23 protein-coding genes and 1 tRNA gene are annotated in these 25,857 nt (G+C 66.4%); 9 read left to right on the forward strand and 15 right to left on the reverse strand.

Features of this window, described 5'->3' with window-relative positions; translation table 11 throughout:
- Window positions 1–3: 3 nt before the first annotated feature.
- Complete coding sequence (locus IBJ82_RS26080; protein WP_370585484.1) at window positions 4–1,317, reverse strand: reverse transcriptase family protein; 1,314 nt, start codon at window positions 1,315–1,317, stop codon at window positions 4–6.
- 330 nt (window positions 1,318–1,647) lie between these two features.
- Here IBJ82_RS26080 and IBJ82_RS26085 point away from each other — a divergent pair, with 330 nt between their 5' ends.
- The gene (locus tag IBJ82_RS26085) at window positions 1,648–2,793 is read left to right on the forward strand and encodes a DUF2254 family protein (RefSeq protein ID WP_194828626.1); all 1,146 of its coding nucleotides are present in this window, start codon (window positions 1,648–1,650) and stop codon (window positions 2,791–2,793) included.
- Here the strand turns inward: IBJ82_RS26085 and IBJ82_RS26090 are convergent.
- The 6 genes from IBJ82_RS26090 to IBJ82_RS26115 form a co-directional block, all read right to left on the reverse strand.
- Window positions 2,772–4,103, reverse strand: a complete 1,332-nt coding sequence (locus tag IBJ82_RS26090; protein ID WP_194828627.1) for a diacylglycerol kinase family protein — start codon at window positions 4,101–4,103, stop codon at window positions 2,772–2,774. The genes IBJ82_RS26085 and IBJ82_RS26090 overlap by 22 nt on opposite strands.
- Window positions 4,104–4,112: 9 nt before the next feature.
- Entirely contained in the window at window positions 4,113–4,490 is a 378-nt protein-coding gene (locus IBJ82_RS26095) for an amphi-Trp domain-containing protein (RefSeq protein ID WP_194828628.1), read from the reverse strand.
- Between the two features lie 104 nt (window positions 4,491–4,594).
- A complete protein-coding gene (locus IBJ82_RS26100; protein WP_194828629.1) occupies window positions 4,595–6,235 on the reverse strand; it encodes a serine/threonine-protein kinase in 1,641 nt (546 codons plus the stop codon).
- Window positions 6,236–6,472: 237 nt separating this feature from the next.
- Entirely contained in the window at window positions 6,473–7,627 is a 1,155-nt protein-coding gene (locus tag IBJ82_RS26105) for a S8 family serine peptidase (RefSeq protein WP_194828630.1), read from the reverse strand.
- Between the two features lie 12 nt (window positions 7,628–7,639).
- Window positions 7,640–8,659, reverse strand: a complete 1,020-nt coding sequence (locus IBJ82_RS26110; protein WP_194828631.1) for a serine protease — start codon at window positions 8,657–8,659, stop codon at window positions 7,640–7,642.
- A 549-nt stretch (window positions 8,660–9,208) separates the two neighbouring features.
- On the reverse strand, window positions 9,209–9,364 hold the full coding sequence (locus IBJ82_RS26115; RefSeq protein ID WP_194828632.1) for a hypothetical protein: 156 nt from the start codon (window positions 9,362–9,364) through the stop codon (window positions 9,209–9,211).
- A gap of 70 nt (window positions 9,365–9,434) precedes the next feature.
- Here IBJ82_RS26115 and IBJ82_RS26120 point away from each other — a divergent pair, with 70 nt between their 5' ends.
- Window positions 9,435–9,653 (forward strand): hypothetical protein, encoded by a 219-nt coding sequence (locus tag IBJ82_RS26120; RefSeq protein ID WP_194828633.1) that lies wholly within the window; start codon window positions 9,435–9,437, stop codon window positions 9,651–9,653.
- A 136-nt stretch (window positions 9,654–9,789) separates the two neighbouring features.
- Here IBJ82_RS26120 and IBJ82_RS26125 read toward each other — a convergent pair whose 3' ends face one another.
- The gene (locus IBJ82_RS26125; RefSeq protein ID WP_194828634.1) at window positions 9,790–10,035 is read right to left on the reverse strand and encodes a hypothetical protein; all 246 of its coding nucleotides are present in this window, start codon (window positions 10,033–10,035) and stop codon (window positions 9,790–9,792) included.
- Window positions 10,036–10,245: 210 nt separating this feature from the next.
- On the opposite strand from IBJ82_RS26125, the gene IBJ82_RS26130 reads away from it, so the two are divergent.
- Window positions 10,246–10,318 (forward strand) — tRNA-Asn (locus IBJ82_RS26130).
- 350 nt (window positions 10,319–10,668) lie between these two features.
- Here the strand turns inward: IBJ82_RS26130 and IBJ82_RS26135 are convergent.
- The 3 genes from IBJ82_RS26135 to IBJ82_RS26145 form a co-directional block, all read right to left on the reverse strand.
- Window positions 10,669–11,892, reverse strand: a complete 1,224-nt coding sequence (locus IBJ82_RS26135; RefSeq protein WP_194828635.1) for a hypothetical protein — start codon at window positions 11,890–11,892, stop codon at window positions 10,669–10,671.
- A 313-nt stretch (window positions 11,893–12,205) separates the two neighbouring features.
- Window positions 12,206–12,790, reverse strand: coding sequence for a maleylpyruvate isomerase family mycothiol-dependent enzyme (locus IBJ82_RS26140; protein WP_194828636.1), 585 nt, complete (start codon window positions 12,788–12,790; stop codon window positions 12,206–12,208).
- A 64-nt stretch (window positions 12,791–12,854) separates the two neighbouring features.
- A complete protein-coding gene (locus IBJ82_RS26145) occupies window positions 12,855–13,799 on the reverse strand; it encodes an RNA polymerase subunit sigma-70 (RefSeq protein ID WP_194828637.1) in 945 nt (314 codons plus the stop codon).
- A gap of 223 nt (window positions 13,800–14,022) precedes the next feature.
- Between IBJ82_RS26145 and IBJ82_RS26150 the strand changes: the two genes are divergently transcribed.
- The 4 genes from IBJ82_RS26150 to IBJ82_RS26165 all read left to right on the forward strand — a co-directional run bounded on the left by IBJ82_RS26150 (window position 14,023) and on the right by IBJ82_RS26165 (window position 18,139).
- Window positions 14,023–15,336, forward strand: a complete 1,314-nt coding sequence (locus IBJ82_RS26150) for a chloride channel protein (protein WP_194828638.1) — start codon at window positions 14,023–14,025, stop codon at window positions 15,334–15,336.
- 93 nt (window positions 15,337–15,429) lie between these two features.
- Entirely contained in the window at window positions 15,430–16,695 is a 1,266-nt protein-coding gene (locus IBJ82_RS26155; protein ID WP_194828639.1) for a glycosyltransferase family 87 protein, read from the forward strand.
- Window positions 16,696–16,827: 132 nt separating this feature from the next.
- The gene (locus IBJ82_RS26160; RefSeq protein WP_194828640.1) at window positions 16,828–17,220 is read left to right on the forward strand and encodes a DUF4870 domain-containing protein; all 393 of its coding nucleotides are present in this window, start codon (window positions 16,828–16,830) and stop codon (window positions 17,218–17,220) included.
- A gap of 163 nt (window positions 17,221–17,383) precedes the next feature.
- On the forward strand, window positions 17,384–18,139 hold the full coding sequence (locus tag IBJ82_RS26165) for a class I SAM-dependent methyltransferase (protein WP_194828641.1): 756 nt from the start codon (window positions 17,384–17,386) through the stop codon (window positions 18,137–18,139).
- Between the two features lie 21 nt (window positions 18,140–18,160).
- On the opposite strand, the gene dnaG is transcribed toward IBJ82_RS26165, so the two are convergent.
- The 4 genes from dnaG to IBJ82_RS26185 form a co-directional block, all read right to left on the reverse strand.
- Window positions 18,161–20,086 carry a DNA primase gene (gene dnaG / locus IBJ82_RS26170; protein WP_194828642.1) on the reverse strand — a complete coding sequence of 642 codons (1,926 nt, stop codon included), beginning with the start codon at window positions 20,084–20,086 and terminating at the stop codon, window positions 18,161–18,163.
- 25 nt (window positions 20,087–20,111) lie between these two features.
- A complete protein-coding gene (locus IBJ82_RS26175) occupies window positions 20,112–21,365 on the reverse strand; it encodes a deoxyguanosinetriphosphate triphosphohydrolase (protein ID WP_194828643.1) in 1,254 nt (417 codons plus the stop codon).
- 1 nt (window position 21,366) lies between these two features.
- Window positions 21,367–21,945, reverse strand: a complete 579-nt coding sequence (locus IBJ82_RS26180) for a YdcF family protein (RefSeq protein ID WP_228537722.1) — start codon at window positions 21,943–21,945, stop codon at window positions 21,367–21,369.
- A gap of 311 nt (window positions 21,946–22,256) precedes the next feature.
- Window positions 22,257–22,934 carry an MBL fold metallo-hydrolase gene (locus IBJ82_RS26185; RefSeq protein ID WP_194828645.1) on the reverse strand — a complete coding sequence of 226 codons (678 nt, stop codon included), beginning with the start codon at window positions 22,932–22,934 and terminating at the stop codon, window positions 22,257–22,259.
- A 69-nt stretch (window positions 22,935–23,003) separates the two neighbouring features.
- Between IBJ82_RS26185 and IBJ82_RS26190 the strand changes: the two genes are divergently transcribed.
- A complete protein-coding gene (locus IBJ82_RS26190) occupies window positions 23,004–24,989 on the forward strand; it encodes a TPM domain-containing protein (RefSeq protein WP_194828646.1) in 1,986 nt (661 codons plus the stop codon).
- Window positions 24,990–25,034: 45 nt separating this feature from the next.
- Window positions 25,035–25,853: a MerR family transcriptional regulator gene (locus tag IBJ82_RS26195; protein ID WP_194828647.1), complete on the forward strand. Its 819-nt coding sequence runs from the start codon at window positions 25,035–25,037 to the stop codon at window positions 25,851–25,853.
- Window positions 25,854–25,857 lie beyond the last annotated feature (4 nt).

Consider the following 25,857-nt stretch of genomic DNA (forward strand, 5'->3'; position numbering starts at 1 on the left):
CGGTCAGCCGGTCCAGTCGACTCGCTCGGCCACGGCGAGGAGTTTGTCGCGGCGGTGCGGGCTCGTCTCGCCGATCCACGAGATCAACCCGTAGACGTGAGCACGAAAGTCGTTGTGTTCGTTGTGGTTCTGTGCGGAAGCGCCCGTGCGCAGACAGTTGTGCAGCAGAGCGCGGACCGCGTCGTAGCGGTCGCGGGGTGCGGCCGGATGGTCGTTGACGACCAGACCGGCCAGCACCTGTCGCTGGTGGGCGCGACGGATCAGGGTCTTGCCGGTGTGCACGGTGAAGCCCTCGTCGCGGGCGATTCGGGTCACCGTCCAGATCAGCCGGGCGGTGTCGAGGTCGGCGTCGCCCGAAAGGGCGAGGTCGTCGGCGTAGCGGGTGTAGGTCAGGCCGTGGCGGTTCGCGTAGCCGGTCAGGCGGCGGTCGAGGCCACGTGCGACGAGGTTGGCCAGACGGGGCGAGGTCGGGGCACCCTGCGGTAGGTGCCGGGCACCGAGCAAGGTGCGCTGGGAATAGTCGAGTCCTCGCAGTTCGGCCACCGGTGACGCGGTGGTGCACAGCTCGGCGAGGACGCGGGCCACCGCGGCGGAATAGCCGCAAGCCACGAACACCGCGCGCACCCGCGCTACCGCGATCGTCGGAAAGAAGTCGCGGAGATCCTGTCTGATCACCACCGCCGATCCGGCATGCGGAGCGGCGAAAGTCGCGGCGTTGCAGCCCTTCTCGAATCCATGACATGCGGGATCAACGGGAATTCCCGCGAGAACCCGATGCAGGATCCGTCGCTGGATCTCGCGCAATCGCACCTTCGGCGCCTCGACCAATCGCACCCCCGTCGCTTTCGGCAACCGCCGATATCGGTAGTGCGACAACGGTTGCGACGCGCGCCGCAACCAGCCGCCCCGATCGGCGAACCACTCGAGCTCGGTCGGCGTCACATTCAGCAGCAGGGCCAGCGCGGCGAGATCCGGGATCTCGACCGCGCCGAATCGCATCGGCACAACACCGGGATCGAGGGGAACGACGGTCGTCGGCAACTTCGGCAGGTCGACGAGTACCCGGCGCAGCGTGTTCACCGGATCGACCGGCTCGACCGGGATGAGGTCGATCACTCGTCCCGCGATCTCCTGCGCCGGACCTGGCTCGATCACGTCGGCGAATGCCTCGGCCAGTGTCGACAGACCCCAGTCGTCGTCGAGTAGCTCGAACGAGCGCGCCAGCCGCCCAGCCAGCTCGAGCCCGATCGCCCGGCTCACCGGCATGCGACGGTGGCGGGGCGACCAGAATCCTTCGTCCGCGGTGCTGCGAGGCACGCGAAGCGTGCGCCCTTGCTCCGGACGCTGAGCCCAACTGACAAGACGCTCCCAGGGGTTACCCCTGAGGTGGGTCGACCCGACCCGCTCTCGCCCCGCCACCGTCGCACCGGGCCACTGTAGCCACAACAGCGCGTCGGGAGTCATCCGTTTCGGGTGAGTCGATCCCGATGGTCGATGTGTGACCATCGCAGAGTCCGCATTGTCCTTTTGTGCCGACAGGAGCTGAGCCCATGGCTGATACACAATGATCCGCGCAGGTCGTGGCCGAGGCCGCCACCTCCACGGCGACAGCAGGCAGATCCACCGCATCGATGCGGATCACGTCGAGTGCGCGCCAGGGTAATTCGCACCCGCCGCCTGCGGGCCGGTCTGTCCCAACTCGCCTTCATGCTCGTGGGGCTCGGGATGGGACTGGTCGTCCCGAGAATCGACACGGGACCGCGCGCGCCGAGCGCCCAGGTGGCGGGCGCGCTGCTCTCGATCGGGATCGGCCTACTCGGCACGGTTGCCCTCATCTTCTCACTGCTTTTCCTGGTGGTGCAGTGGGTGGCCACCACTTTCACACCCCGGTTGATGCTGTTCCGCGACGACCCGATCGTCTGGCGGACCTTCGGCTTCGCCCTCGGATTGGTCGCCTTCTGTATGACCGCCGCCATCGCCATCGGCAGAGATCCCGAGGTATCGGTATTCGTACCGATCTTGGCGACGCTGCTGTTGCTCGTGCTGATCGAGCAGTTGCGGACACTGCAGGTGAGAGCCTTCTCGGCTATTCAATTGGCGCCCGCGCTCGGCACGATCGCCGACCGCGGGCGCACCGTGCTCGACGCCGTGTACACCGGACACGACCTCGCATCGCCGCCCCTGCCGCCGTCACCGACGACGATCGTGTGGCAGCAGCCCCCCGCGGTGCTGCAACGGGTCGACGTGACCCAGCTGATCGATGCCGCAACGGCCGCGAACGCGGTCGTCGTCCTGCGTGCGATTCCCGGCGCCACACTGCATCACGGCAGTCCCGTGGCGGATGTGCACGGCGGGGAGCTGTCCGCCGCGGCAGTGCTCCGAGTGCTCGTCGTCGGCGACGAACGGACCTTCGACCAAGATCCGCTGCTCGCGTTCCGACTGCTGTCCGATATCGCGCTCCGTGCGTTGTCCTCGGCGGTGAACGACCCGGCGACCGCCGTACAGGCCTTCGACGAATTGGAAGATCTGCTCGGCTGGGTGGCCGCGAGACGTCTGGAACCGATGCGCCTCGCCGGCCGCGACGGCGTCGAAAGACTCGTCGTTCCACTGCCCGGATGGGAGGAATTCCTTCGGACGAGTATCGACGACATCGCGTTCGTCGTCAGGTCGCCGATGGTCGTCACCGGTCTGCGCGACGCGCTACGGCGAGTCCGCGAGCGGGCTCTCCCCGAGCACACCGAACAGCTCGACAGACGGTTGGCTCTGCTCGACTACAAGGTGGCCGAGCTATGACTCGGAGCAGCCGTTCGCCACAGTCGGGCCCAGTCGAATGCCGCGGCGGCGGGACGCACTCCCGGCCTGTTCCTTGGTACGCGCACTCGCAACGCCGCCGGTCGGATGGTGCACCGCACCGGAGTGTCGAGGAGCATGGATTCGCCGTCGATGCCTGCCGGAATCTCGGGGGCGTCGGCGTCGACGGTCAGCTCGATCGCCGTTGCCTGCGCCAGGCCACGAAGGCGGGTTCGGCGCAGTAGACCGACCGCGTCCCTGGTGCTGGTGACCGACAGCGTGACCGCGCCGAGCACACCGCGATCGAGGCGGACACGACGGCTCAGTCCCGCCAGATCGTTGCTGCCGTACGGGTTGTTGCTCACCAGGATCGCCTGCGGTCCCGCCACCGTGATCTCACCGATCCGGGCGACCAGTTTCGGGCCGCTGTGCCCGTTGAGCAGATCGGGCAGCAGCGCCAGCACCGTCGCGGTCTTGTCATCTCGGTAAGCCGGACTGCGCACGATCTCCGCGTACACCCCGAACGAGGCGTTGTTGACGAAGGGACGCCCGTTGACGATGCCGAGGTCGACGCGCAATTCCACACCGTCGCGCAGCGCGTCGAGTGACCGGGTGGGATCGGCGCGATCGAGTCCGAGGTCCATGGCGAAGTGATTGCGGGTTCCGGCGCTGATCACCAGGAACGGCAGATCGTGTTCGACGGCCACTGCCGCGACCAGCGCCTGGGTCCCGTCGCCGCCCGCGACGCCGAGCAGATCGGCCCCCTCCGCGACCGCCCGTTGGGCCAACGCGGTGACGTCGATTTCCTCGGGCCCTTCGAGTAGAGCGACTCGGGCGCCCAGTTCTTCGGCTTTGCGCACGAGGTCGAACTTCGCGACCTTCCCGCCACCGGAGCGCGGATTCATGATCAGGAACGGACGCTGTGCCGGTGCAATGGAGTATTCGGGCATCGTCGTGTCCGCACCGCTACCGCGCAGGGCGCTGCGAGCCGCGACGACGGTCACCAGCGCGAGCGCGCCGGAGACCAGAACGACCCACAGCAGATTCGCCCGCACGAACGAGACCACGACGACGATCGGCGCGAGCAGTGCGACGCCGAGGGAGATCCACCGCAGTATTCCGAACCGGGTGACAAACGAGTAGAGCGCCGCCACCGCGACCACGACGCCGCCGGTGCCGACGATGAGCAACACCATGGCGCCGAGGACGCCTGCGGCGAGCACGGGCACCACTGCCGCCGCGGCGGCGCAGACGAACGCCAGCCGCGCCCACCAGCGTCGGGCGTGGCTACCGGTCGTGTCGGTGGTGTTCATGGAGGCGGATTACTTAGCGGTCGTTTTGCGCGCCCTGGTGCGGCGCGCGGGCTTGGCCGACGCCGACTTCGTTGCCGGCTTCGGCGTCGACTTCGTTGCCGACTTCGGTGCCGACTTCGGTGCCGACTTCGGTGCCGCGGCGGCGCCCGATTCGGCGGAGGGATCGTCACGCCAACTGATCTCGATTTCGATTTCGGTCTCGTCGCCGTCGACTTCGATCTCGAATTCCCAACGAACCCGGTCGGCGACAACGATCTCGATCGAGTCGCCACCTGTCTCGAATTCCACTTCGGAACCGCGGGCGATAGCTTGGCCGATCGTGATCAGCCGCTCGCCTACCTCTTTACGGGAGAGCTCTGATTTCCTCTTGATCTCCAACTTCGGCACGACAACTCCTGACTGGATTCAGCGTGGACGTCTACTCACGGTAGCCGCGGAGCAGAGTCGGACGGATCACCCTTTTCGGATGAGCTGCACCTCGCACCGAACGCTCAGCCTGCCCGGTCGATCCGGGACACGCAGAAGCCGTTCGCGGCATGGTCGAGAGTGAGGTAGACCGCTGACATCACACCGTCGGCGCTGGTCACCGGCGCGCTGACGGTCACGACCGAGCCCGTGGAGCCGCGGATCGTGAGTGCCTTGTCCTCGAAGCGCCGCACCCCGGACAGGGTGTCGCCCGGCTGGGCGCCGTTGCACAGCAGCGGGTAGTCCGGTTCTATGTCGGCCGGGTTCACGGGGTCACCGACGACCCGGCTCAGATAGCGCTCGGCCGTGTAGCGAGCTTGCTCCTCGGTGAGCCGGGTCGCCGATCGGTCGCTGACGATCGGGCAGCCGTAGACGGACCGCAACTCGCTGGGACGCAAGCTGACGTGGAGCGCGTCGTTCTCCCAAAACGGTCCGAATTGACCGAGAACGCCGGGCCGGCGCACAGCATCGACGATCCGCTCGACATCGCCGTACATCCCGGGGATCTCGGCGGGCGACTGGGTCCAGCACTTGCGGATCAGCGCGCTCATGTCCCCGGCGAGAACATCGTCGAGCCAGGGACGCAGAACCGTCGCCGCCTTCGGACTGCCCGGGACCGCACCGATCTGCGCGACCGGCGTGGTCATCGGCGCGTCCGACCCACCCCGATCCTTGGCGGTGAGCACAGCGAACGCGGTCACCCCGGCCACCACCGCCGCGCCGCCGACCCCGATCAGGACTTTCCTCGTCAGCGATGTGCCGGAAGCACGCGGTGGCGGGAGTCGCGTTTCTCGCTGCAGCACAGCGGTATCCCCCACCACCGGCTTGCCGGTGAGGGCAGCGATCGCCGCGTCGGCGAGCTCACCGCAGCTGGCGTACCGGTCGTCCGGGTTCTTCGCCATCGCCCGCGCGATCACCCCGTCCATGGCCTGCGGCAGCGCCGGATTACCGGCCGACGGGCGCGGCGGCGGTTCGATCAGATGCGCGCTGATCAACGCGGCCGGGCTCTCCCGCTGGAACGGAACGAACCCGGTGAGCAGCTCGTAGAGGGTGCCGCCGAGTGCGTACACATCGGTGCGCACATCGAGCGGATGCCCCTCCAGCTGTTCGGGCGCCGCGTAGGCGAGAGTGCCGAGCACCGATCCTGCGGAGGTGAGACTGGTCGTCTCCCCCATACTTCGAGCGATCCCGAAATCGGTGACCAGGACCTCGTCGGTGCCGTCGTCGGCACGCGCGATCAGCAGGTTCGCCGGTTTGATATCGCGATGCAGCAGCCCCTGCCGATGCGCGTAGTCCAGCCCCGCGGCCGCCTCGGCGACGATGCGAACCGCCCGCTCCGGCGTGAGCACCGACAACCCGTGCCGCAGCAGTTGCGCCGCGTCGAGTCCGTCCACGAACTGCATCGCGATCCACAACCGGTCACCGTCGACCCCCCGGTCGAAGATCTGCACAACATTCGGATGCCGAAGCCGCGCAGCCAGATCGGCCTCACGCTCGAACCGCGCCCGAAACGTCGGCTCCACCGCCAGCCGCGCGTCGAGCACCTTCAGCGCGTCCCTGCGCGGCAGCCGCGGATGCTGGGCCAGATACACCGCCCCCATCCCCCCACCGCCGACCCGGCGCTCGATGCGGTACCCCGCGAGGATCGACCCCGGCCCGAACTCCATCACCGCTCCTTCGCGTCACGACCACCCACGTGACTGCGATCAGGCTATCCGCCGTGGCCCACGACTGCCGGAAGTCGGATTCGCCTGCGCCGGTTCAGCGATGGCACAGGCGAATTCACTGCGAGCCAGCGGCCTCCGCGACGATGTCGCCGAGCTTCCAGCTGCGATCGAAGTACGGCTCCGGCGGCCCGTAGAACCGGAAGTAGGAGAACAGTGCTTGCCGGGGATCGTCTGGATCTACACCCGCGAACGGTCGATGCCCGCTTCGACCAGTGCCGACCTCGCCACGTCCTTCGCGCACGCGGTGAGCGCGCCGAACGCGCTGATCCGGCTGAACGTCTGCCCGGTGTGGACGACGTTGTCGTTTTCGTCGTCGCCGTCCACGATCGGCACGGCACCCGCCAGCAGCCATTTGCGAACATCGGCGACCGACGGCATCGTCCCGGCCACCCGCAGATGGAATTGCTGAATCAGCAACACGACGCCGGCGACCACGGGCGTGGCCTGACTGGTGCCGTGCTGGATCGACTCGCCGCTGTCGTTGCGGATCCCCGACGAGGTCGTCGGGGCGCCCGGCGCGAAGATATCGGTCGCGCAGTCGCCGCCCACGCTCGAGTGCAGACGCTGCGAGAACGGCGTGATCCGGTCCGGAGCCGTCGAGAGTGCGGTCGCCCCGGAGCCGTAGCTGAACGATCCTTCGTCGGCGTCGTAGACCGCACCGACACTGATCGTCTGGCGGAAGATCGCCGGATAGCTCATGCCTTGGCCACTGTTGTGGCCGAAGTAGTCGTTACCCGCCGCCACGCAGCAGGCGACTCCGACGTCGGTGAGTTTCTGCATCACATCGCCGATGCCGTCACCCGCGAAATCCGCGTCCGAGGTGTTGTTGTCCGAGGCGCCGAGCGACATACACACCGCGGAGATGCCGAGCGATGTTCGATTGGCCAGCACCCAGAGCAGTGCGTCGCGGATCGCCAGGAAACTACCGCCGCCGGAGTTACCGAGGACCTTGACGGGCACGATCTTCGCGCGCGGCGCCATCCCGGTGTGCACACCGCCGGCGCAGATGATCCCCGCGACGTTGGTTCCGTGCCCCTGCCCGTCGGTCGGATCGGTGGGCGAACCGTTGTTGTCGGACGTGAAGTTCCGGCCCGCCCGAACCCGGCCCGAGAAATCGACGTGGGTGGTGCGGAGTCCGGTATCGAGGACGGCGACCGTCATGCCGGATCCGTCGACGTTGAACTTGGCGCGCGCCTCGGCGGCACGCACCAACAGATCGACCTCGAGCAGTTCGGGCATCACCGTCAGGTCGGTCTGCAACGGCTTCTCGACGGGTACGACGGATTCGAACGCGACGCCGGCTACCGGCGCCGCAGAGATGGTGTCGGACATGATGATTCCTTCCTACAGAGCCGAGTACGCGACGATGAAGTCGTAGACGTCGCGAGTCATCCGCCGCCCGAAGTTGGGCTTGGTGTTGTCGCCGATCGCGCCTGTGGCGCCGCGCAGAACGCCCACAACGTAGGGCCATCCGTCGGTGTCGTACACATAGAGCCCCGAACCGCTGTCGCCGTACCAGGCATCCATGAAGAAGTTGATGTACTGACCGTTGAGGATGCCGTTGCCCTCGTTGCCCCAGATCTGGGGTTGAGCCTTGTCACTCGGATGGCCGTAGAGGTACATCCGGTTGCCGCTCACGACGTTGTCGGGCGCGACCCACAACCCCTTCCACCCCGAAGCGCGGCCAGGGAAGTCGCCGTATCCGGAGAATTCGATGACGGCGTAGTCGAACCGCGCGTCGCCGCCCGCGTTGTTGACCCAGCCGCCGGGGACCGTCACGTTGTACCCGCCATGGCTGCCGAAGGGCATCGGTGTCGGGTCTTGGCGATCGGTGCCGGGTGCGACGGACGCGAACGGCAGCCAGTTCGTGCCGTTGTGCACCACGTGCGCCGCGGTCACGGCGGTCGACGGCCCGACCATCGTCGCTGACCCGGAATATCCCCCGCTCGCAAGCGCGAGATAGGCGACCGTGCTCATCGGATACACCGTGTTGTCGCGGCGCACGACGCGGTTGTCCGAGCCGATGATTCCCGACAACGCGTGCAGCGACGAGGAAACGATCTGTTCGGACCGGGATCGCGACAGCGCGGTGTAGGACGCTGTGCGTCGTTCCCGGTCCTCCCGGAGCAGCTCGACGAACGTGGTGCTCGGTACTTCGGTCGTGTATTCCTTGCCGTCGTTGTAGATCACCGGCCGCAACGCTTCGGCGAGCTCGTAGTCCGACATCTCCAGGACAGGGCCGAGTTCGTCGCCGTACGGCGGCTCGACACGGGGATACACCGAGTTCGGTGAGAACTTCGCGTCGCCGACCAGAGTCAGCGGTTGACCTTTGGGCGAAGTCAGCGTGGTCATTGCGGTAGACATTCGTGCTCCTCGATGCTCGAGCGGCTCCGATGTCACCAACGCCAACGTCAGCCGCAGATTTTCAGGCTGTTTTGAACGTACGAGGATGTGCGGGAGCTGACACGAGTACCCGGCTACCCAATTTCTCGCGCAGGACTACGTGCTTTGAATCCCACATCGCACCCGCCGCGTATCGAGCCACTGACCGATCGTCGGCGAAATATGCTGCTAGGCAGACACTTTCAGTCGAAGCCGGTAACTTTTTGCTGCGCAGGCTTCGAGCCGTCGGCTGTGGAGGTAACCGAAGGGTCTTCGGGTTCCAGCTTCGGAAGCGATGGCGGGCCCGGCGAAGGGCGGGTGGACGCTGATGGCCGGACAGTGCGGCCATACGGGGTGGACGCGGGCGATGTCGTCACCGCGCGGCCACAGCTCATCGATATCGGCGCTGAGCCGATGCCTACCGCAGTGCGCTCCGGGCAGCCGAGGCCCCGGTATGGCTGATCCCCACCGCGCTGTTCGGGTTTTCCTTCGCGCTCGCGGTGAGGCCGAGAACGCGGCGTAGTGGTCCGGTCAGGTGAGGTCTGGGTCTTCGACAGCGGCCAGGAAGGTCGGCAGGTGGTTGCCAGGGACCGTCTCGACGGGCTCCGTACTGACGTCGCTGTGATACTCGGCGCTGAACAATGACACCGGTGCGGTGCCGATAACGTTCAGGTGCGGATCGGTCATGACTATCCCCCGTGTATCGGTTTGTCTGAGCTGTAGTTTCACCGAGCCTAGTGGAGAGACTCCCTCGCAGTTGACACCCACCGACGACACAGCCGCAACCCGCCTACTCGCGGACTACCGCCGAGTGGCCGGGTCCACCGACACGATCGAAGAAATCGGCAACCGCCTGCGGAACTCCCCGGAGATCATTACGGTGCTCGCGCAATGGCTCACCGAGCTCGAAACCCGGTGGCCCTGCCCGGAGACCCAAGGCCGGAACTCGCGCGACCCTGCCTGGGAAATGCGCTGAACCGCAAGGAATCTCGCAAAATCACGGCGATCCCGGCACTGATCAGCCAGTTCGACCATGAGGCAGGCGGAAACAGACAAGGGCTGATCGCTTCGCGCTCTACCGGCTACCAGATCCGATATCTGCCCGAGTGAGCTCAGCGGCGCAGCTGGTTGTGCGGGATCAGCACCGTGGTGCGCTCGTCGATCGGCTCCATCGGTTCCAGCTTCGGCTGGGTGCTCAGCTTGTCCGACAGCTTCTGCCGGCCCACCGACACCAGTTTCCTGGTCACCGGACTACCCGCGACCGCTCGCGAGGCCGCAGTGATCTGTTCGTAGCGCGCCCGACCGGCCTTCGTGCCAAGCACATAACCGGCCGCTACGCCGATGATCAACCGCAGCATCTCCTGGAGCTCCTCCCACGTCTGTGTGCGGGTCCATCCTGCCCCAGCCGCCCCACCCCTGTCGATCCGGCCACCGTTCGACAGCACATCGTTATACGCCGCATGTCCGCAGGTAGCGCCCCGATTTGGGTTCCCGCGACACGATGCGCTAAAGTTTCATCTCGGTCAGCTCGCCAAGGCAGACCGCCTGAGTCTAACCACTCAGGGCAATCCCCTATAGCTCAATTGGCAGAGCAGCCGACTGTTAATCGGCAGGTTTCTGGTTCGAGTCCAGATGGGGGAGCAGTAAAAAGAGGTTCCGACCTGCGGGTATTCACCCAGGTTGGGACCTTATTTTGCGTGGAGATTTTGCGTGGAGCCGAGTACGTTGACAGTCCGACCTGGCCTTCTGGACCCGATTAGTGCACTCAGGGTTTCAGGATCGAGCCCTCTGGTGGCGAATAAAATGCCCCTGAGCTGGGAGGTTCGCGCCGGGTCGGGACTCTTGCGAGAGGCGACACGGGAAGGACACGGTTTCGGCCGCGGACCATCCGTCGTGACGTCCCGCAATGTGCCCTCTCGGATCGGTCATGGCCCGTAGCTGCTTAGCCGGGAATCGGTTGTCCAGCGCGGCGTCGCGCTGTCGGCCTGTGGCTATTCGCTTGCTTCGTTAGGGATGAGCCCCTTGCCAGCAGCAGCACGCGACCCAGCCCACGCGTCGCTGCTCACACGCCAGATCGCATGTATGCCAACCGATTCGAGGAACTCAACGTAGGCATCACCGATCGATTCGCTGAACACCGCGACAAGATCGACCGCAATCCCCCGTTTGTATAAGAAGTGGCGGTACTGGTACAGCTGGCCAAGGACCGCTCGCACCGCCTCCGTCGCGTTGCCGCCGTAGACGATCTTCACCTCCACCAGCCAATGCCGACCACCTCGAGTTAGCGTGAGGTCACGCGGATGAACGTTGGTTGCCGCGATGAAGCCAGATCTCTGAGCGGCCAGACCGTAGTCACGAACCAGGGTCTCGTGGTGGCGATTCTTGACCTGGACTTGCGCCTTGACTGCAGCGACATACGCGTTATCGCTCTTTGGCTTGAACTGAGCCAGGACATCTCCCGAGGAAGCAGCAGAACCGACGTCATCGAGCAACGGCTCATCCGCGGTCGAATCGACGCGTTCGACGTCGCGTCGATGTACCCCCGGTTGTTCACGAATCCCGAGAGCAAGCGCGTTCATCTGCTCCGGCCGTTCGAGGAAGGCAGCGACTACCTCCCTGTCCAGCGCGCTTCCGTTGCTCGTCGTCCGACGTGAGTCAGGATGGCAGTCGGCAAGGTTCGCCATCTTCAAACGAACCGAGCCTGGGCTACGAAAGTTGTCACCGCGATCAGCCGCTGGGTGGATCGGCAATTGCTGTAGCAGTGTGGACAGCTCGACGACACGTCGATCCTTGTCATCGATCTCGTGCCAGTTGTTGCGAGCAGTGAGATCACACGCGAGCACCAGCTCAGTCCAAGCCCACACCGGAGGTCGCTTCTTCCGCTCCGTCTGCTCGGCGTGCACCCGAACCGGCACCGCATTGGCGGTGAGTGCATCCTCAGCCCGCGATACCTCAAATCCTAGCGACCTCAAATGCCGCGCCACGGTCGCTTCGCCACCGCTGAAGTCCTTCGGTCGCAACGCATCACGATCTGGCAGGAAACCATGAGCCGCGCCGAGGACGGCCTTCGAGTCGTACCGGCGGCCCTCCAAGAGGATGAAGTACGAGCGCGCACGACCGAACCCGTACTTGTCCAGGAACTCAGCCTGGCCCACGTCATCGAACTCGCGGATCGCCGCGATTACCGCTGCTCTTGTTACATTCGTGAGAGCCATAGTCCGGAACATAACGCAAACGACCGACACACTTGCTGGACGACCGCTCGAATTGGCTTGACCCCGTGGATAAGACCACCTGAGCCGAACCCCGAACAGGGTGATTCGAGCTCAGGCCGGGCGACAGAATCTACTGGCTGAGCCGCCATGGGAACGAACGGGGCCGGAACGTGTCGGCTATCTGGGATTCCGAGGACAAACCTGGAACCGTGTGCGTTCTGTTCGATCGGAAGGCTCCGCCAAGCCGCGGTGATGGCCGCAGCCGGCAGACTGTCTCAACTTGGAGCGCGGATCCCACCCCCATGGGTGTCATTCACTGCGGCAGTAGGCGTCGTCCGGTGATTGTCAGCAGAATGTCCTTGGCGGGCAAGGCAATCGGGGCTCCCTCGCCGATGGTGTAGTCGGCGTCGGTGGCCTGCAGTCGGATTCCGGTGAGGTCGACGCCGAAGAAGGACAGGCCCTTGGGCTCGACGTGGGCCAACACGGTGGCGATTCGGTCGGTCGGGGCGGCGGGCAGGCCGAGAGGTTCGGTGATGTCGAGGCCGTGGATGACGTAGTGGGACAGGGCGCCCGCGGTGCCGCCGCCCGGGGGTCGCCAGGGGTGGGTGATGTTGTCGCGCAGGCTGTCGAGTAGTTCGGCGTCGCTGAGGCGGGCGGTGTCGGCGCGGGCGGCGATGTCGCAATAGCGGTTGATGTTGAAGCGGGCGCGGGCCAGGCCGAGCATCATCCGGGGCCCGCTGGTGCGGTACGGGACGGTGATGTGGGCGACGACTTCACGGATCGCCCACCCCTCACACAGTGACGGTGTCCCCCACTGGTCCGCGGACAGGTCGGCGAGCAGGTCGGCGAGGCGGGCACGTTCGGCGACGGAATGGTCGAGGATGCTGGTGTCGGGCATGAGTTGTCCTTGATCGATCGGCAGTGTCACTGGTGGTACGTGCGCGGCCGCCGGAATTCATCGGTCAGGTCAGAACGGTCGGCAGTCCGAATTCGGGGAATCTCGGGCCGCTGCCGAAGAAGGTGATCAGCCGGGCGATCCGACCGTCGAGTGTTTCGAATGCGACCAGTGCGAAGGGGCGCGCCACGCCATCCTCGTCGAGCCGGTACTGCGCCGCGCCCGCTGCCCCGTTGAAGGTGACCGGCAGGACGCGGTCGCCGCGACAGTCGTCGGAGGTGGTCATGGCGGCCGCGATGGACGCGCCGCCGTCCAGACGCCAACCGAAAGGCGGCATCGACACACGCGCGTCCTCGTGTAGGACGGCGGTGAGTGCGGTGATGTCGTGGGCTTCGAACGCGGCGATGTAGCGCTGGAGCAGGTCACGGTCGTGGGGTGCGTCGGGGTTTAGCGCGGTCGGAGTGTCGCGGGTGGTTCGCAGGGTGGCGCGGGCGCGTTGCAGGGCACTGTTGATCGCAGCGGGGGTGGTGTCGAGGATGTCGGCGGTCTCGGCGGCGGTGAAGGCGAGCACCTCGCGCAGGACCAGGGCCGCGCGCTGTGTGGGTGGCAGGTGTTGCAGGGCCGCGAGGAAGGCCAGGCGGACGGTGTCGCGGCGGGTGACGATGTCGGCCGGGTCGGCGCCGAGGGTGTGGCTGTCCGGGGCGGGGCTGATCCAGTGCTGGTCGGGGAGGACGGCGTCGGGGTCGAACGCGGTGGCGGGGCCCTCCCAGTGCAGCATGCGACGTTGGGCGGCGCGCAGCATGTCCAGGCAGATGTTGGTGGCGATGGCGTGCACCCAGGTGGACAACCGGGCGCGGGTGGGGTCGAAGGTGTCGAGACGGGTGTAGGCGCGCAGCAGCGTTTCCTGGGTGGCGTCCTCGGCGTCGGCGGAGCTGCCGAGCATGCGGTAGCAGTAGCCGGTGAGCGGGACGCGCAGGGCCGCGAGGTCGGTGGTGCCGGCGCCGGAGGTCACTCCCCCATCGTGGCACGGCGGCAACCGCACTCCGGCCTTCCGACCGGCAGTACCGTTCACCAGGGAAGGCTGGGCGCCAGGGTCCGGTCCCTCCTGCTGTCGACCGGGAAGGCGAGATCAGGTGGTCCTGAGAACTATCACCCGCTTCGGGTGAGGACAGGACCGAGTCGGGCTGACAAGCTGACTTCGCTCCTCATCGTGGGGATTCGGTCATGGAGGTGTGATGGCGGATACGCATGCCCCGGACGTCGATCCGGTTGCGGTCATGCGCTCCAAGCCGTACCTCGTGGCTCTACTGCTGGCGGCGGCTCTGGGCATACCGATCTCTTTGTTCGCGTATGGCTTCCTGGCCGCGGTAACGAAGATCCAGCAGTTCATATTCAGCGACCTCCCGGGCGACGTCTTCTCCGGTGGCACGCCATCATGGTGGCCGCTGCCCTGGTTGGTGCTCTGCGGCGTGTTGACCGGTGCGACCATCCGCTACCTGCCAGGCAACGCCGGTCACTCTCCGGCATTCGGGTTCCACGCCGGAGGCACGCCGGTCGACAAGGAATTGCCGGGCATAATCCTGGCGGCACTGGCCACGCTCAGCCTGGGTGCCGTCCTCGGTCCGGAGGCCCCGCTGATCGCGATCGGCGGCGGACTCGCGGTGCTCACGGTGCACCTGCTGAAGAAAGATGCGCCTCCGATGGCGCTGGTGATCATGGCGTCGGCGGGCAGCTTCACCGCCATCAGCACCCTGTTCGGCTCCCCGATCCTGGCAGCGTTCCTGATCATGGAAGCCGCCGGAATCGGTGGCGCGACACTGAGTCTCGTCGCGGTACCGGGACTGCTCGCCTCCGGTATCGGTGCCGTCGTCTTCGTCGGACTGGACAGTCTCACCGGACTCGGCACCTTCTCTCTCGCGCTGACATCCGTTCCGGCGGCTGTGAACCCAACTGTGGCCACGATGTGCTGGGCTGTCGTCGTCGGTGCGATCGCGGCACTCCTCGGCTGGGCGATCCGCTGGGCCGGGCTGGCACTTCGACCGCTCGTTCACACCAATCGCATCCTGGTGACGGCAATGCTCGGGTTGCTCATCGGTCTTGCCGCCACCGCCTACCAACTGATTTCCGGGAACAGCTTCAGCCAGGTGTTGTTCTCCGGGCAGGACGCCCTACCCGAACTCGTCGCCCACGCCGCCGACTATTCGGTGGGTGTCCTCCTTCTGCTCGGTCTCTGCAAAACGGTGGCATATTCGATTTCGTTGAGTGCGTTTCGTGGTGGACCGGTCTTCCCGTCGATGTTCATCGGTGCCGTTCTGGGCATCGCGATGAGCGGACTGCCGGGCATGAGCATGGGTCCGGCGATCGCGATGGGCATCGGCGCGATGTGCACGGTGATGCTGCGACTCCCGTTGACCTCAGCGCTCCTGGGTGTTCTGTTGCTCGGTACCGACGGCATATCGGTGACCCCCCAGGTGGTCGTCGCTGTGGCCGTGGCCTTTGTCCTGATCAATGTCCTCCCGACCACCCCAGCCAAAGCAACCGGCGAATGACGTCGGCCTACCTGTGATCGCGGGGGTCCTTACTCGTGTTTGCGGAAAGAGCAGTTCTACGAAACCGGACAGGTACGGATAGCGTCGGGAGCCGTGTCACCAGAAAATGTTGCGCAGTCCAGCCGTATCACCGCCGCCATACGGGTTTTGGCAGGTCTGCTCGTGCTCGCGTCGATCGTCGAGGTGGTGCGGCGCGTATCGAACCCCTATCCGCTGGTGGCGCCGCTGTTGTCCAACGATATCTACGAGGTGCATGTCGACTTCGACACCTTCTGGAACTCGGCAGTGGCCCTCACCCACGGCACAGACATCTACGAGACCCCGGCGAAGCTGAGCAATCTCAACCCGCCGCTGGTCTCGATGCTGCTCACGCCGTTCGCCGCGCTGGATGTGGTCACGGCCTACCGCATCTTCGCGGTGCTGACACTGCTCATGATGCTGGGCTCGGTGTTGGCGGTGTGCTCGGAACTGCGGCTGCGCCCGGCTGTCACCGCGCTGGCCACGCTGGCTGTGCTCGCGTCCTCGCCGCTGTACGGAACGCTGATGCTCGGCCAGATCTACCCGCTGCTGTTGGTCGGGCTCGTCGCCGGGTGGATCGCGCAGCGGCGGGGGCGGCCGGTGCTCGCGTCCGTTCTGTTCGGCATCGTGGTGGCGCTCAAGCCGTCGCTGGCACCGATATTGCTGCTCGCGGCCGCGCAGCGGCAGTGGTTGCCGTTCAAGGCCGGAATCGCCGGCGCGGCTGTCACCTCGCTGATCGGGGTGCTCGTCGCCGGGCCGTCGAGCGCGGGGGGCTGGCTGCGCATCGCCTTCTCCGCGCCGGTGCCGGGCTGGGTGGACAACGCATCGCTGCCGGGGCTCGCGGTGCGCTTCGGACTGCCCTCCGAGATCGGGACGGTACTCGGGCTGGCGGTGCTGGCAGGCACGCTGTGGTGGTGTGGGCGCCACCGCGACCGCATCGACCCGGGCGGCACCGCTCTGTGGGCGGTACTCGCCGCAGCCCTGCTGTTCTCGCCCATCGCGTGGCACAACTACCTGATGCTGCTGTGGCCGGGCGTGCTCGTGCTGATCGTGCTGGGTCGCGGCGAGATCACCGCCATCGCGCTGGCGGTGCCGGTCTTCCCGGTGTCCTTCACCGTGGAGTTGCCGCCTCACAGCAGCGTCACCGCCGCCGTGGCACGGTCGTTCTACTGCGCTGTCCTCGTGGGCTACTGGGTGGTTCTGGTGCGTGGAGCGACACTGTCCGAGCCGGGCTCCTCGCGGTCGTCCGGCACGGCCACGAGCAAGCCACCGGCGGCCGCGGCGTACCCCATGCCCAAGGCGCCCTCCGCAGTGACACGCGTTGCCGCCTCCGAGCCGTGACCGTTCACGCCGCCGCCACTCTCCGACCGCCGCCCCAACCCAGAACAGGACCTTCCTCGGCTGGCCCGCGACCTGTGGTTTCGTGCTGAAAGTTGGGATCGGTAGGGGACGAGTGTGGCATCTACTTACCCCATGACATCTTCTCCCTCGAACCAAACACAGCCTTCTGGCCTGGACAAAAAGACCAGCGCCATCCTGTCTTACGCGCTGGGCTGGCTCACCGGAATCATCTTCCTCTTCGTGGGAAAGAACGATCCCGATGTGAAATTCCATGCCGCACAATCGATCATCTTCTTCGGGGCGGTCTCGGTGCTCAATGTTGTTCTGAGCATCGTCGGCTCGCTGCTCGGAGCACTGGGGATCATCTTCAGCCTCGCCGGGCTCGTGCTCGCGGTCTTCGCGGTCGTCGTCTGGGTCATGGCCATGGTCCGGGCGAACAACAGCGGTGGCGTCCGTGCGGAGCTTCCCATTGTCGGGAAATTCATTGCCCCGTATGCCGATCAGTTGGCCAGTTCGGTCAAGTAGCGGCGTACTCGAAATCCCGCGGCCACACCCAACACTCCGAAGATCAATGGCCCGAGGCTATCTCGGGCCATTGGCGTCCGCGCATCTACCAGGGCAAACGTCATCATTTGACCCCGGTAATTGCATTCGTGGTCTGGGGCCTTCGCTGGCATAGTGATTCCACATGGGACGGACGTTCGAGGATCTGGTCGATGAAGCAGCGTCGGCGCCGGTGGAGGGGTGGGACTTCTCCTGGCTCGATGGGCGGGCCAGCGAAGCGCGGCCTTCGTGGGGTTATCAGCGGCTGATGAGTAGTCGGCTGAAGACCGCCTCGGCTGCTCTGGACATTCAGACCGGTGGTGGCGAGGTTCTGGGTGAGGCGGAGTTGTTTCCGCGGACCATGGTTGCCACCGAGTCATGGCCGCCGAATATCGCCAAGGCGACGGCGTTGCTGCACCCGCGCGGCGTGGTTGTCGTGGCTGCGCCCGACGAGCCACCGTTGCCGTTTGCTGATAACGCGTTCGACCTGGTCACCAGTAGGCATCCGGCTACCGTCTGGTGGGAAGAGATCGCGCGCGTACTGCAAACGGGCGGAACGTATTTCGCACAACACGTCGGACCGGCCAGTGTGTTCGAACTGGTCGAGTATTTTCTCGGTCCGCAACCGGAAGCCCGGCGAGGGCGCCATCCCGACGATGAAGCCGCTGCCGCGCGCGCCGCCGGCCTCGAGATCACCAGCCAGCGGACCGAGCGCCTTCGGACAGAGTTCGATGACATCGGTGCCGTCGTGTACTTCCTGCGCAAGGTGATCTGGATGGTGCCCGGGTTCACCGTCGAGGCCTACCTCGACCAGTTGCGTCGGCTTCATGATCGGATCCAGCAGGAGGGACCGTTCGTCGCGTACTCCAGCCGCACACTCACCGAGGCCACCAAACCATGACCCGCAGGTAATGCCGCGCCGTCAGGCTCCGGCCGCGTAGCCCTCGTTGCCCATCGCCTGGGCCGCGAGGCTCTTGCGGTACTGCTCCAGCGCCACCAGGTCACCGAACAAGGTCATGTAGGTGTCGGGCTCCTCGCTGGCGGACAACCGCTGGAGCTTCGATTTGAGCTCGGCGATCTGGCGGCCCACCCAGGCTTCCTGGGTGCGGGCGAGGATGCCGGTGATGAAGCGCGGGGTGTCGTTCTGGGTGCGCACCGGGAGCTGCTCGTTGGCCAGTTCGGAGACCAGGGCGCGGATCATCAGGTCGTCGGTGTGGTCGGCGACGGCGGCGACCCATTCCGCGCCGCTGAGCCCGGCCGCCGTGCCGCCCGCTTGGGCGATCATGATGCGCACAGCCACATAGGCGGGGTGGGTGAAGGCGGCGACGTCGATGGCGTCGAAAGCGACGCCCGCGATGCCCGGGTATTGCAGTGCGGCGCTGAGGGATTGGCGCTGCGCGAACAGCACCGGATCGTTGGGGGCAGGTCGCACCGAGGAACTCTCCTCGACGCGGGGCGCGGGAAGCGCCGCGGCACCCGACTTCAGGGCAGGCGTGGCATTGCCGCCCGTCCGGTTCTTCTTCGCCTCTTCACCGACCCGGCGCACGACCAGCTGGATGTCGTCCCAGCCGACCCAACCGGCCAGCTTGGTGGCATAGCCCTTACGGGTGGCGTTGTCCTTGATCTGGGCCACCACGGGCACCGTACGGCGCAACGCTTCGACGCGGCCCTCGACATCGTCGAGATTGTGTTCGGCGAGCAGACCACGAATCACGAACTCGTACAGCGGGGTTCGCCGCGCTACCAGATCACGCACAGCGCTGTCACCGGAGTGCTGACGCAACTCGCACGGATCCTGCCCGTCGGGCGCGATCGCGATGTAGGTCTGTCCGGCCAGCCGCTGGTCACCGCTGAACGCCTTCAACGCCGCAGCCTGGCCTGCCGCGTCACCGTCGAAGGTGTAGATGATCTCGCCGCGCCAGAAGTTGTCGTCCATCAGCAGCCTGCGCAGTACTTGCATGTGTTCTTCACCGAAAGCGGTGCCGCAGGACGCAACCGCGGTCTTCACACCGGCCAGGTGCATGGCCATGACGTCGGTGTAGCCCTCGACAACCACGGCCTGATGACCCTTGGAGATGTCGCGCTTGGCATGGTCGAGGCCGAACAGCACCTGAGACTTCTTGTACAGCAACGTCTCCGGCGTGTTCACGTACTTGCCGGGCATGGTGTCGTCGTCGAAGAGCTTGCGCGCGCCGAACCCGATAACCTCACCGCCGAGGTTGCGGATCGGCCACAGCAAACGGCGATGGAACCGGTCGATCGGACCGCGCTTGCCCTGCTTGGACAGTCCGGCCGCCTCGAGCTCCTTGAACTCGAAACCCAAGCGCTGCAAGTGCTTGGTCAACCCGTCCCAGCCCGCGGGGGCGTACCCGCAACCGAACTGCTGCCAGGACGCCTTGTCGAAGTTGCGGTCGGTCAGATACTTGCGTGCGGTCTCGGCCTCGGGTTCGTGCAGCAGAGCCGCGTAGAACTCCTGCGCGGCGGCATTGGCGGCGACCAGCCGCGAGCGGGTGCCACGGTCGCGCTGCACCGAGGTGCCGCCACCCTCGTAGTTGATCTGGTAGCCGATGCGGTCGGCCACCTGCTCGACGGCCTCGACGAAACCGATGTGCTCCATCTGCTGCAGGAACTTGTAGACGTCGCCGCCCTCACCACAGCCGAAGCAGTGGAACAGCCCGTGGTTGGGACGCACATGGAACGACGGCGACTTCTCGTCGTGGAACGGGCACAGACCTTTGATCGAGTCGGCGCCCGCGCGCTTGAGCGCCACGTACTCACCGACTACATCTTCGATCCGGACACGTTCACGGATCGCCGCGATATCGCGATCTGGGATTCGTCCGGCCACGGTGAGCGAGTCTAGTCGGGTCCGCTCAGCGGCAGTCCAGCGAGGCGGCGACGCGTTCGAACCGGCTCTCGGTGTAGGAGGCGATCTGGTCGATCACCACGCGCACGCGTGCGGCCTCGGTGGTGGCGGCGTTGAACCAGGGCAGCATCTGATCGTCGAGGTGGGCGGGCGCGGTGGTGAGCAGGCGGTCGGCGACGGCCTGTACGTGGTCGCGCTGAGTCTGCTGGCGGGCGAGGTGGCCGGGGTCGGAGCGCACGTAACGCAACGCCACGGTCTTGAGGACGGCGACCTCGGCGGCCACGATAGGCGGCACGATCAGATCGGCCTCGTAGCGGATGAGCGGGCCTTGGCCGTAGCGCTCGTGGGTGGCCGAGATCGCGGCGGTGGCGAAGCGGCCGACCAGTTCGCTGGTGAGCCGCTTCAACGCCACCGAGGCGGCGAAGCTGCCGTCGTAGTTCGCGGCGTCGGCCACGATGTCGAGTTCGGAGAGCCGTTGGGCGGCGGCGCCGAGCGCTTCGATCGACTGGTCGGGGTGCTGGCCGTGGCCCTGTTCGGCGAGCGCGGCCTGCTCGGCCGGGTCGGCGAGGGCGCGCAGGTCGATACGGCCGACGATCACGCCGTCCTCCACGTCGTGCACCGAGTAGGCGACGTCGTCGGACCAGTCCATGATCTGGCATTCCAGGCTCTGCTTGCGGTCGGGCGCGTCTTTGCGGACCCAGGCCAGGCGCTCGAGATCGTCGTCGTAGGCGCCGAACTTGGTACCGGAACCGCTTCTGCCCCACGGGTATTTGAGGGTCGCGTCCAGGGCTGCCCGAGTCAGGTTGAGCCCGAAGCTTTCGCCGTCGGCGTCGAGGATCTTGGGTTCGAGGCGGGTCAGGATGCGCAGGTTCTGCGCGTTGCCTTCGAAACCGCCGTATTCGTCGGCGAATTCGTCGAGCGCGCGTTCACCGTTATGACCGTAGGGCGGGTGGCCGATGTCATGGGCAAGGCCCGCCAGGTCGACGAGGTCGGGGTCGGCACCGACACCGTCGGCGATGCTGCGCCCGATCTGGGCCACTTCGAGGGAGTGGGTCAGGCGGGTGCGCGGGGTATCGCCCTCGCGCGGACCCATGACCTGGGTCTTGTCTGCGAGGCGACGCAACGCGGCGGAATGCAGCACACGGGCACGATCGCGGGAGAATTCACTGCGATGACCCTTGTCCGCGGCACCCGGCCACGCGGTCTTGCCCGGCTCGTGGACCATGCGTTCCCGGTCGTGCGGGGTATAGGTCTGTGTCATCTCACTGTCCCGCCTCATAAGAGAAATCTGCCGAGAAATGAGTGAGCTGGTACCAGAGCAGCGCGCCGGTTTCGCGGGCGATGCCGTGGAATTGCGACTCCCTCGTGTAGACGGCCGGTCCGGTGCGGGTGGGTGCGGTCCACGCCTCCAAGCCTGCGTCGCCAGCCATCGTCCTGGTTCGCAGTGAATGCCACGGATCGCTCACGAGTACGGCCGATGACATGTCGCGCTCCCCCATCGCTGTCGCGACGGCTTCGATGCTGCGCAGGGTGTCGGAACCTGTTTCCACGGCGAGGATGTTCTCGCTGGGCACGCCCTTGTCTTCCAAATACCTTTTGCCCGAAGCGGCTTCGGTGTACAGGTCGCCTTCCTGCTTACCGCCGACGGTGATCACGGTTGGCGCCACACCGGCTTCGTAGAGTCGCCACGCCTGATACAACCGCGCTTCGAACACCGACGACGGGGTCCCCGAATACTGCGCCGCGCCGAGCACCACGATCGCGTTCGCGGGGGTGTAGTCGTCGATCCGCGCGACCTGCCAGACCCGGACCGCTGTCCCGGCCACCAGTACCAGCCCCATCAGCACCGCCCCGGCGATCAACCGGACGAACCACACCGAGACCGTCGACACCAGCCCGCGCGGATGCCTGACATCCGGGGCGGGCGCTGACGTTCGCGAGAATCCCGATTTCACCCTCGTCAGTCTGCCAGGTCGGTCCGACGCGTCGTGTGGTCAGCGGTCACCAGCGGATTCCGTTCCGGTGAACTACCGATCGGTGTCCACGAGATCGTCCTGCGGTATACGCATCGGGTGCGGTCATGCTGGTCGCGGGAACGAGCGTGGTACTCGGGGTGTGGGGCAATGCCGGAATTCCCGGAGCGGCCCGGACGTCACCAGCCCCTTGCACGCCATTCGGGCAGATTCGCGCGATCGGCGCCGAGAGTGGTGTCGTCGCCGTGGCCCGGGTAGACGACGGTCTCGTCGGGGTAGCGGTCGAAGAGTTTGGTGGTGACGTCGGTGAGGAGGGTGTCGAAGTCGGCGGGACTGTGGGTTTTTCCTATTCCACCTGGGAAAAGTGAATCGCCTGTGAAGAGGTGGGTGTGGCCTGCGTTGTCGGTGAGGGCGAGGGCGATCGAGCCGGGGGTGTGGCCGCGCAGGTGGATGACGTGGAGGACGAGGTCGCCGATTTCGATGGTGTCGCCGTCCTCGAGCAGGCGCTCGGGGCGGACCGGGATGTGGTCGGCGTCGAGGGTGTGGGCGGCGGTGGGGACGTCGAGGGACTTGGTGACCTCGGTCAGTGCCTGCCAGTGATCGGGGTGGCGGTGGGTGGTGACGAGCTGTTCGACCTGGCCAGGGGTCTCGAGTGTGGTGAGTTCGATGATGCGCTCGGCGTCGTTGGCGGCGTCGATCAGCACGGCAGCGCCGGTGGCGGTGCTCTGGATCAGATAGGTGTTGTTGTCCATCGGACCGACGGACATCTTCACGATGCGGGCGCCGGGGACGTCGCGCTGCTGGGCGTCCTCACCCGCGGTGACGTGACCTGTGTACTGGCGAGCGACTGTGACCATGCGTTCGATCGTAGAAGCCACACGCTGCGATGTCGTGCTCGTGTCGGTCGCGACGGTTAGATTCGACACATGCCGCTGTCGAGTTCGGCCCCACGTTCGGTTTCCGTGCTCTGCGCGGTGTTCGCCGTGCTGAGTCTGCTGTGCGCGCCGAGTGCCGTCGCCGAACCGCCCGCGCGGATGGGTCCGCAGGTGGTCGACACCGCGAACGTGCTCAGCGCCGGCGACGAGGGGCGCGTGCTCGACGCGGTCGACACCCTCTACCGCGATCACCAGGTCAAGCTGTGGGTGATCTACGTGCGCACCTTCGGGTCGATGGCGGCGAGGGATTGGGCCGCCCGCACGTCCGACCTGTCCGGCTTCAGCGATCGCGACCTGCTGTTGGCGGTGGCCGTCGACGATCGCGGCTACTGGCTCGACGGCACCCTGCCCGACGGTGTGACCGACAGTGAATTGGACTCGATACTCGCCGGTTCGGTGGAACCCGCTCTGCGAGAACAGAAGTGGGCGCAAGCCGGCGTCGACACCGCCGAAGGTATCGGTTCCGCGATGAAGGGCACGAGCGTGCCGTGGGGCGTTCTGATCCTCATCGGCCTGGGTGTGGTCGTGGTGGCAGGCGGTCTGATGTTGTTCGCGCGCAAGCGCCGTGGCGACCGGGATCGGGCCGAACTGACCAACGCGCGTGAGATCGACCCGACCGACTCGGCGGCCCTGGCGAAATTGTCGCTGCCGACTTTGCACGTGCTCTCGCGCGAGCGGTTGGTCGAGATCGACGATGCCGTCCGGACCAGCGACGAGGAATTGACCTTGGCGACCAGCGAATTCGGCGAGACAGCGGTGACCCCGTTCCGCTCCGCGCTCGATGCCGCCCGCGCCGCCACCGCGAAGGCGTTCACGATTCGTCAGCAACTCGACGACGCTGTCCCGGAGACGCCGGATCAGCAGCGCGCCATGCTCATCGAGCTGATCGCGACCGCGGGCAAGGCCGATCGCGAACTCGACGCGCAGGTCACCGATTTCGACGCTATGCGCGATCTGCTCATCGACGCGCCCGCCCGACTGGACGCGCTCACCCGCGACATCGTCGAGCTGACCGCGCGCATGCCGGGCTCCGAAGCCGAACTCGCCCGCCTGGGTTCGACCTATCCGCCCTCGGTCATCGCGCCGATCCACGACAACGTGCGGATGGCGCAGGAGCGGATCACTTTCGCCGAGAACAACATCGATTCCGCTCGTACAGCGCTCACCCAGCCTGTCGGGCAGCAGGGCGGTGCGGTCGCGGCGATCCGTGCGGCGGAGGGTGCGATCGGGCAGGCCAGGACTCTGCTCGATGCGGTCGACCAGGCCGCGACGAATATCCAGCAAGCGCGCGATGGTCTCCCAGCCGCCCTCGAGGAACTGCGCACCGACTTGGGCTCGGCCAAGAGCCTCACCGAATTCGGCGGCGCTGACCTCGCCGCCGCGGTCGCGTCCGCCACCGCAGCCCTCGATGCCCCGAACGCTGACAGCGATCCCCTCGGCACCTTCCACACTGCGGTCACTGCTGATGCCGAACTGGACCGTGCGATCGCGGCGGCCTCGGATCGCAAACTGGCCGTGGAGGATCTGCGACGCCGACTCGATCGCACCCTCACCGACGCGTCCGCACGCATCGATGCGGCGTCGTCGTTCATCACCACCCGGCGCGGCGGCGTCGACGCGGAGGCGCGCACCCGGCTCTCGGAGGCGCAACGCCACCTCGCCGAGGCACGCGGACTCGCAGGCAGTGACCCTGAACGGGCACTCGTCAGCGCACAGACCGCCGCCGACCTCGGCGGCCGGGCCATGCAGCAGGCGCAGGCCAGCGTGCAGGCATGGGAGACGCGCCAGCCGATGTCGGGCGGCGGCTCCCAGACCGGTGCGGTGCTGGGCGGAATCCTCCTGAACGAACTACTTCGCGGCGCGATGAGCGGCGGTTCGCACCGTGGCGGCTACGGCGGAGGCGGCGGTGGCTACCGCCCGGGCTCATTCGGCGGCTCGTCGGGATCGCGACGGGTCAGTCGGGGCGGCAGATTCTGAGCGCTTGACTCTCTCACTGTGTGAGGCCGTACACCGGAAGGCGTCATGTTCAGTATCGGAGATTTCGCCAGGCACGGTCAGGTGTCGGTACGCATGCTGCGCCACTACGACGCGGTGGGTTTGTTGCCGCCCGCCAGGGTCGACGCGGCCACCGGGTACCGGTTCTACGCAGCGGCGCAACTGGCTCGCCTCAACCGGCTCATCGCGCTCAAAGAGCTCGGGTTCACCCTGGAACAGGTGGGCAGAATGCTCGAGCCGGGGCCCGACGCGGCAGAACTGCGCGGCATGCTCACCTTGCGCCGAGCCGAGTTGGAACAGCGGATCGCGGCCGACCGTTCGCGGTTGACCGAAGTCGAAGCGAGACTCCGAATCATCGAAAAGGAGGGCGTCATGCCCGATCAGGATGTGGTGATCAAGTCGGTGCCCGCGGTCAGGGTGGCCGAATCGTCCAGCTGGGCTTCGGGATTCGAACCCCAGGCGATCAGCCCGGTGATCGGTCCGCTGTTCAGCGAACTGTCCGACCGGCTGGCGAAGGCCGGGATCACGATCGCTGGTCCCGCGATCGCCTACTACGACGCGCGGGACGACGGAACGGTGGGCGTGCACGCCTGTGTGCCGGTGAACGTGGAACCCGCTGCGGCACCGGACTTCTCGATCGTCGATCTGCCCGCGCTCGAACACGTGGCGACCACCGTCCATCACGGGAATGTGAGCGGAATCGGCTCGGCGTGGCAGGCGCTCGGCCGTTGGGTGGAGGACAACGGATATCGCACCGGCGCACCGGTCCGCGAGGTCACCCTGCAATGGACGCCCGATCCCGATGGCTGGGTCACCGAACTGCAGGAGCCCCTCGCTCCGCGGTGATGCG

The organism is Nocardia sp. XZ_19_231, from assembly GCF_015355705.1.
Taxonomy (GTDB): domain Bacteria; phylum Actinomycetota; class Actinomycetes; order Mycobacteriales; family Mycobacteriaceae; genus Nocardia; species Nocardia salmonicida.

Bases quoted from the DNA above. Each gene is read 5' to 3' on its own strand.
- IBJ82_RS26090 (WP_194828627.1), bottom strand. From the start codon at position 4,103: ATGAACACCACCGACACGACCGGTAGCCACGCCCGACGCTGGTGGGCG.
- IBJ82_RS26100 (WP_194828629.1), bottom strand. From the start codon at position 6,235: ATGGAGTTCGGGCCGGGGTCGATCCTCGCGGGGTACCGCATCGAGCGC.
- IBJ82_RS26105 (WP_194828630.1), bottom strand. From the start codon at position 7,627: ATGTCCGACACCATCTCTGCGGCGCCGGTAGCCGGCGTCGCGTTCGAA.
- IBJ82_RS26110 (WP_194828631.1), bottom strand. From the start codon at position 8,659: ATGTCTACCGCAATGACCACGCTGACTTCGCCCAAAGGTCAACCGCTG.
- IBJ82_RS26115 (WP_194828632.1), bottom strand. From the start codon at position 9,364: ATGACCGATCCGCACCTGAACGTTATCGGCACCGCACCGGTGTCATTG.
- IBJ82_RS26125 (WP_194828634.1), bottom strand. From the start codon at position 10,035: ATGCTGCGGTTGATCATCGGCGTAGCGGCCGGTTATGTGCTTGGCACG.
- IBJ82_RS26135 (WP_194828635.1), bottom strand. From the start codon at position 11,892: ATGGCTCTCACGAATGTAACAAGAGCAGCGGTAATCGCGGCGATCCGC.
- IBJ82_RS26140 (WP_194828636.1), bottom strand. From the start codon at position 12,790: ATGCCCGACACCAGCATCCTCGACCATTCCGTCGCCGAACGTGCCCGC.
- IBJ82_RS26150 (WP_194828638.1), top strand. From the start codon at position 14,023: ATGGCGGATACGCATGCCCCGGACGTCGATCCGGTTGCGGTCATGCGC.
- IBJ82_RS26160 (WP_194828640.1), top strand. From the start codon at position 16,828: ATGACATCTTCTCCCTCGAACCAAACACAGCCTTCTGGCCTGGACAAA.
- IBJ82_RS26165 (WP_194828641.1), top strand. From the start codon at position 17,384: ATGGGACGGACGTTCGAGGATCTGGTCGATGAAGCAGCGTCGGCGCCG.
- IBJ82_RS26175 (WP_194828643.1), bottom strand. From the start codon at position 21,365: ATGACACAGACCTATACCCCGCACGACCGGGAACGCATGGTCCACGAG.
- IBJ82_RS26180 (WP_228537722.1), bottom strand. From the start codon at position 21,945: ATGGGGCTGGTACTGGTGGCCGGGACAGCGGTCCGGGTCTGGCAGGTC.
- IBJ82_RS26185 (WP_194828645.1), bottom strand. From the start codon at position 22,934: ATGGTCACAGTCGCTCGCCAGTACACAGGTCACGTCACCGCGGGTGAG.
- IBJ82_RS26190 (WP_194828646.1), top strand. From the start codon at position 23,004: ATGCCGCTGTCGAGTTCGGCCCCACGTTCGGTTTCCGTGCTCTGCGCG.
- IBJ82_RS26195 (WP_194828647.1), top strand. From the start codon at position 25,035: ATGTTCAGTATCGGAGATTTCGCCAGGCACGGTCAGGTGTCGGTACGC.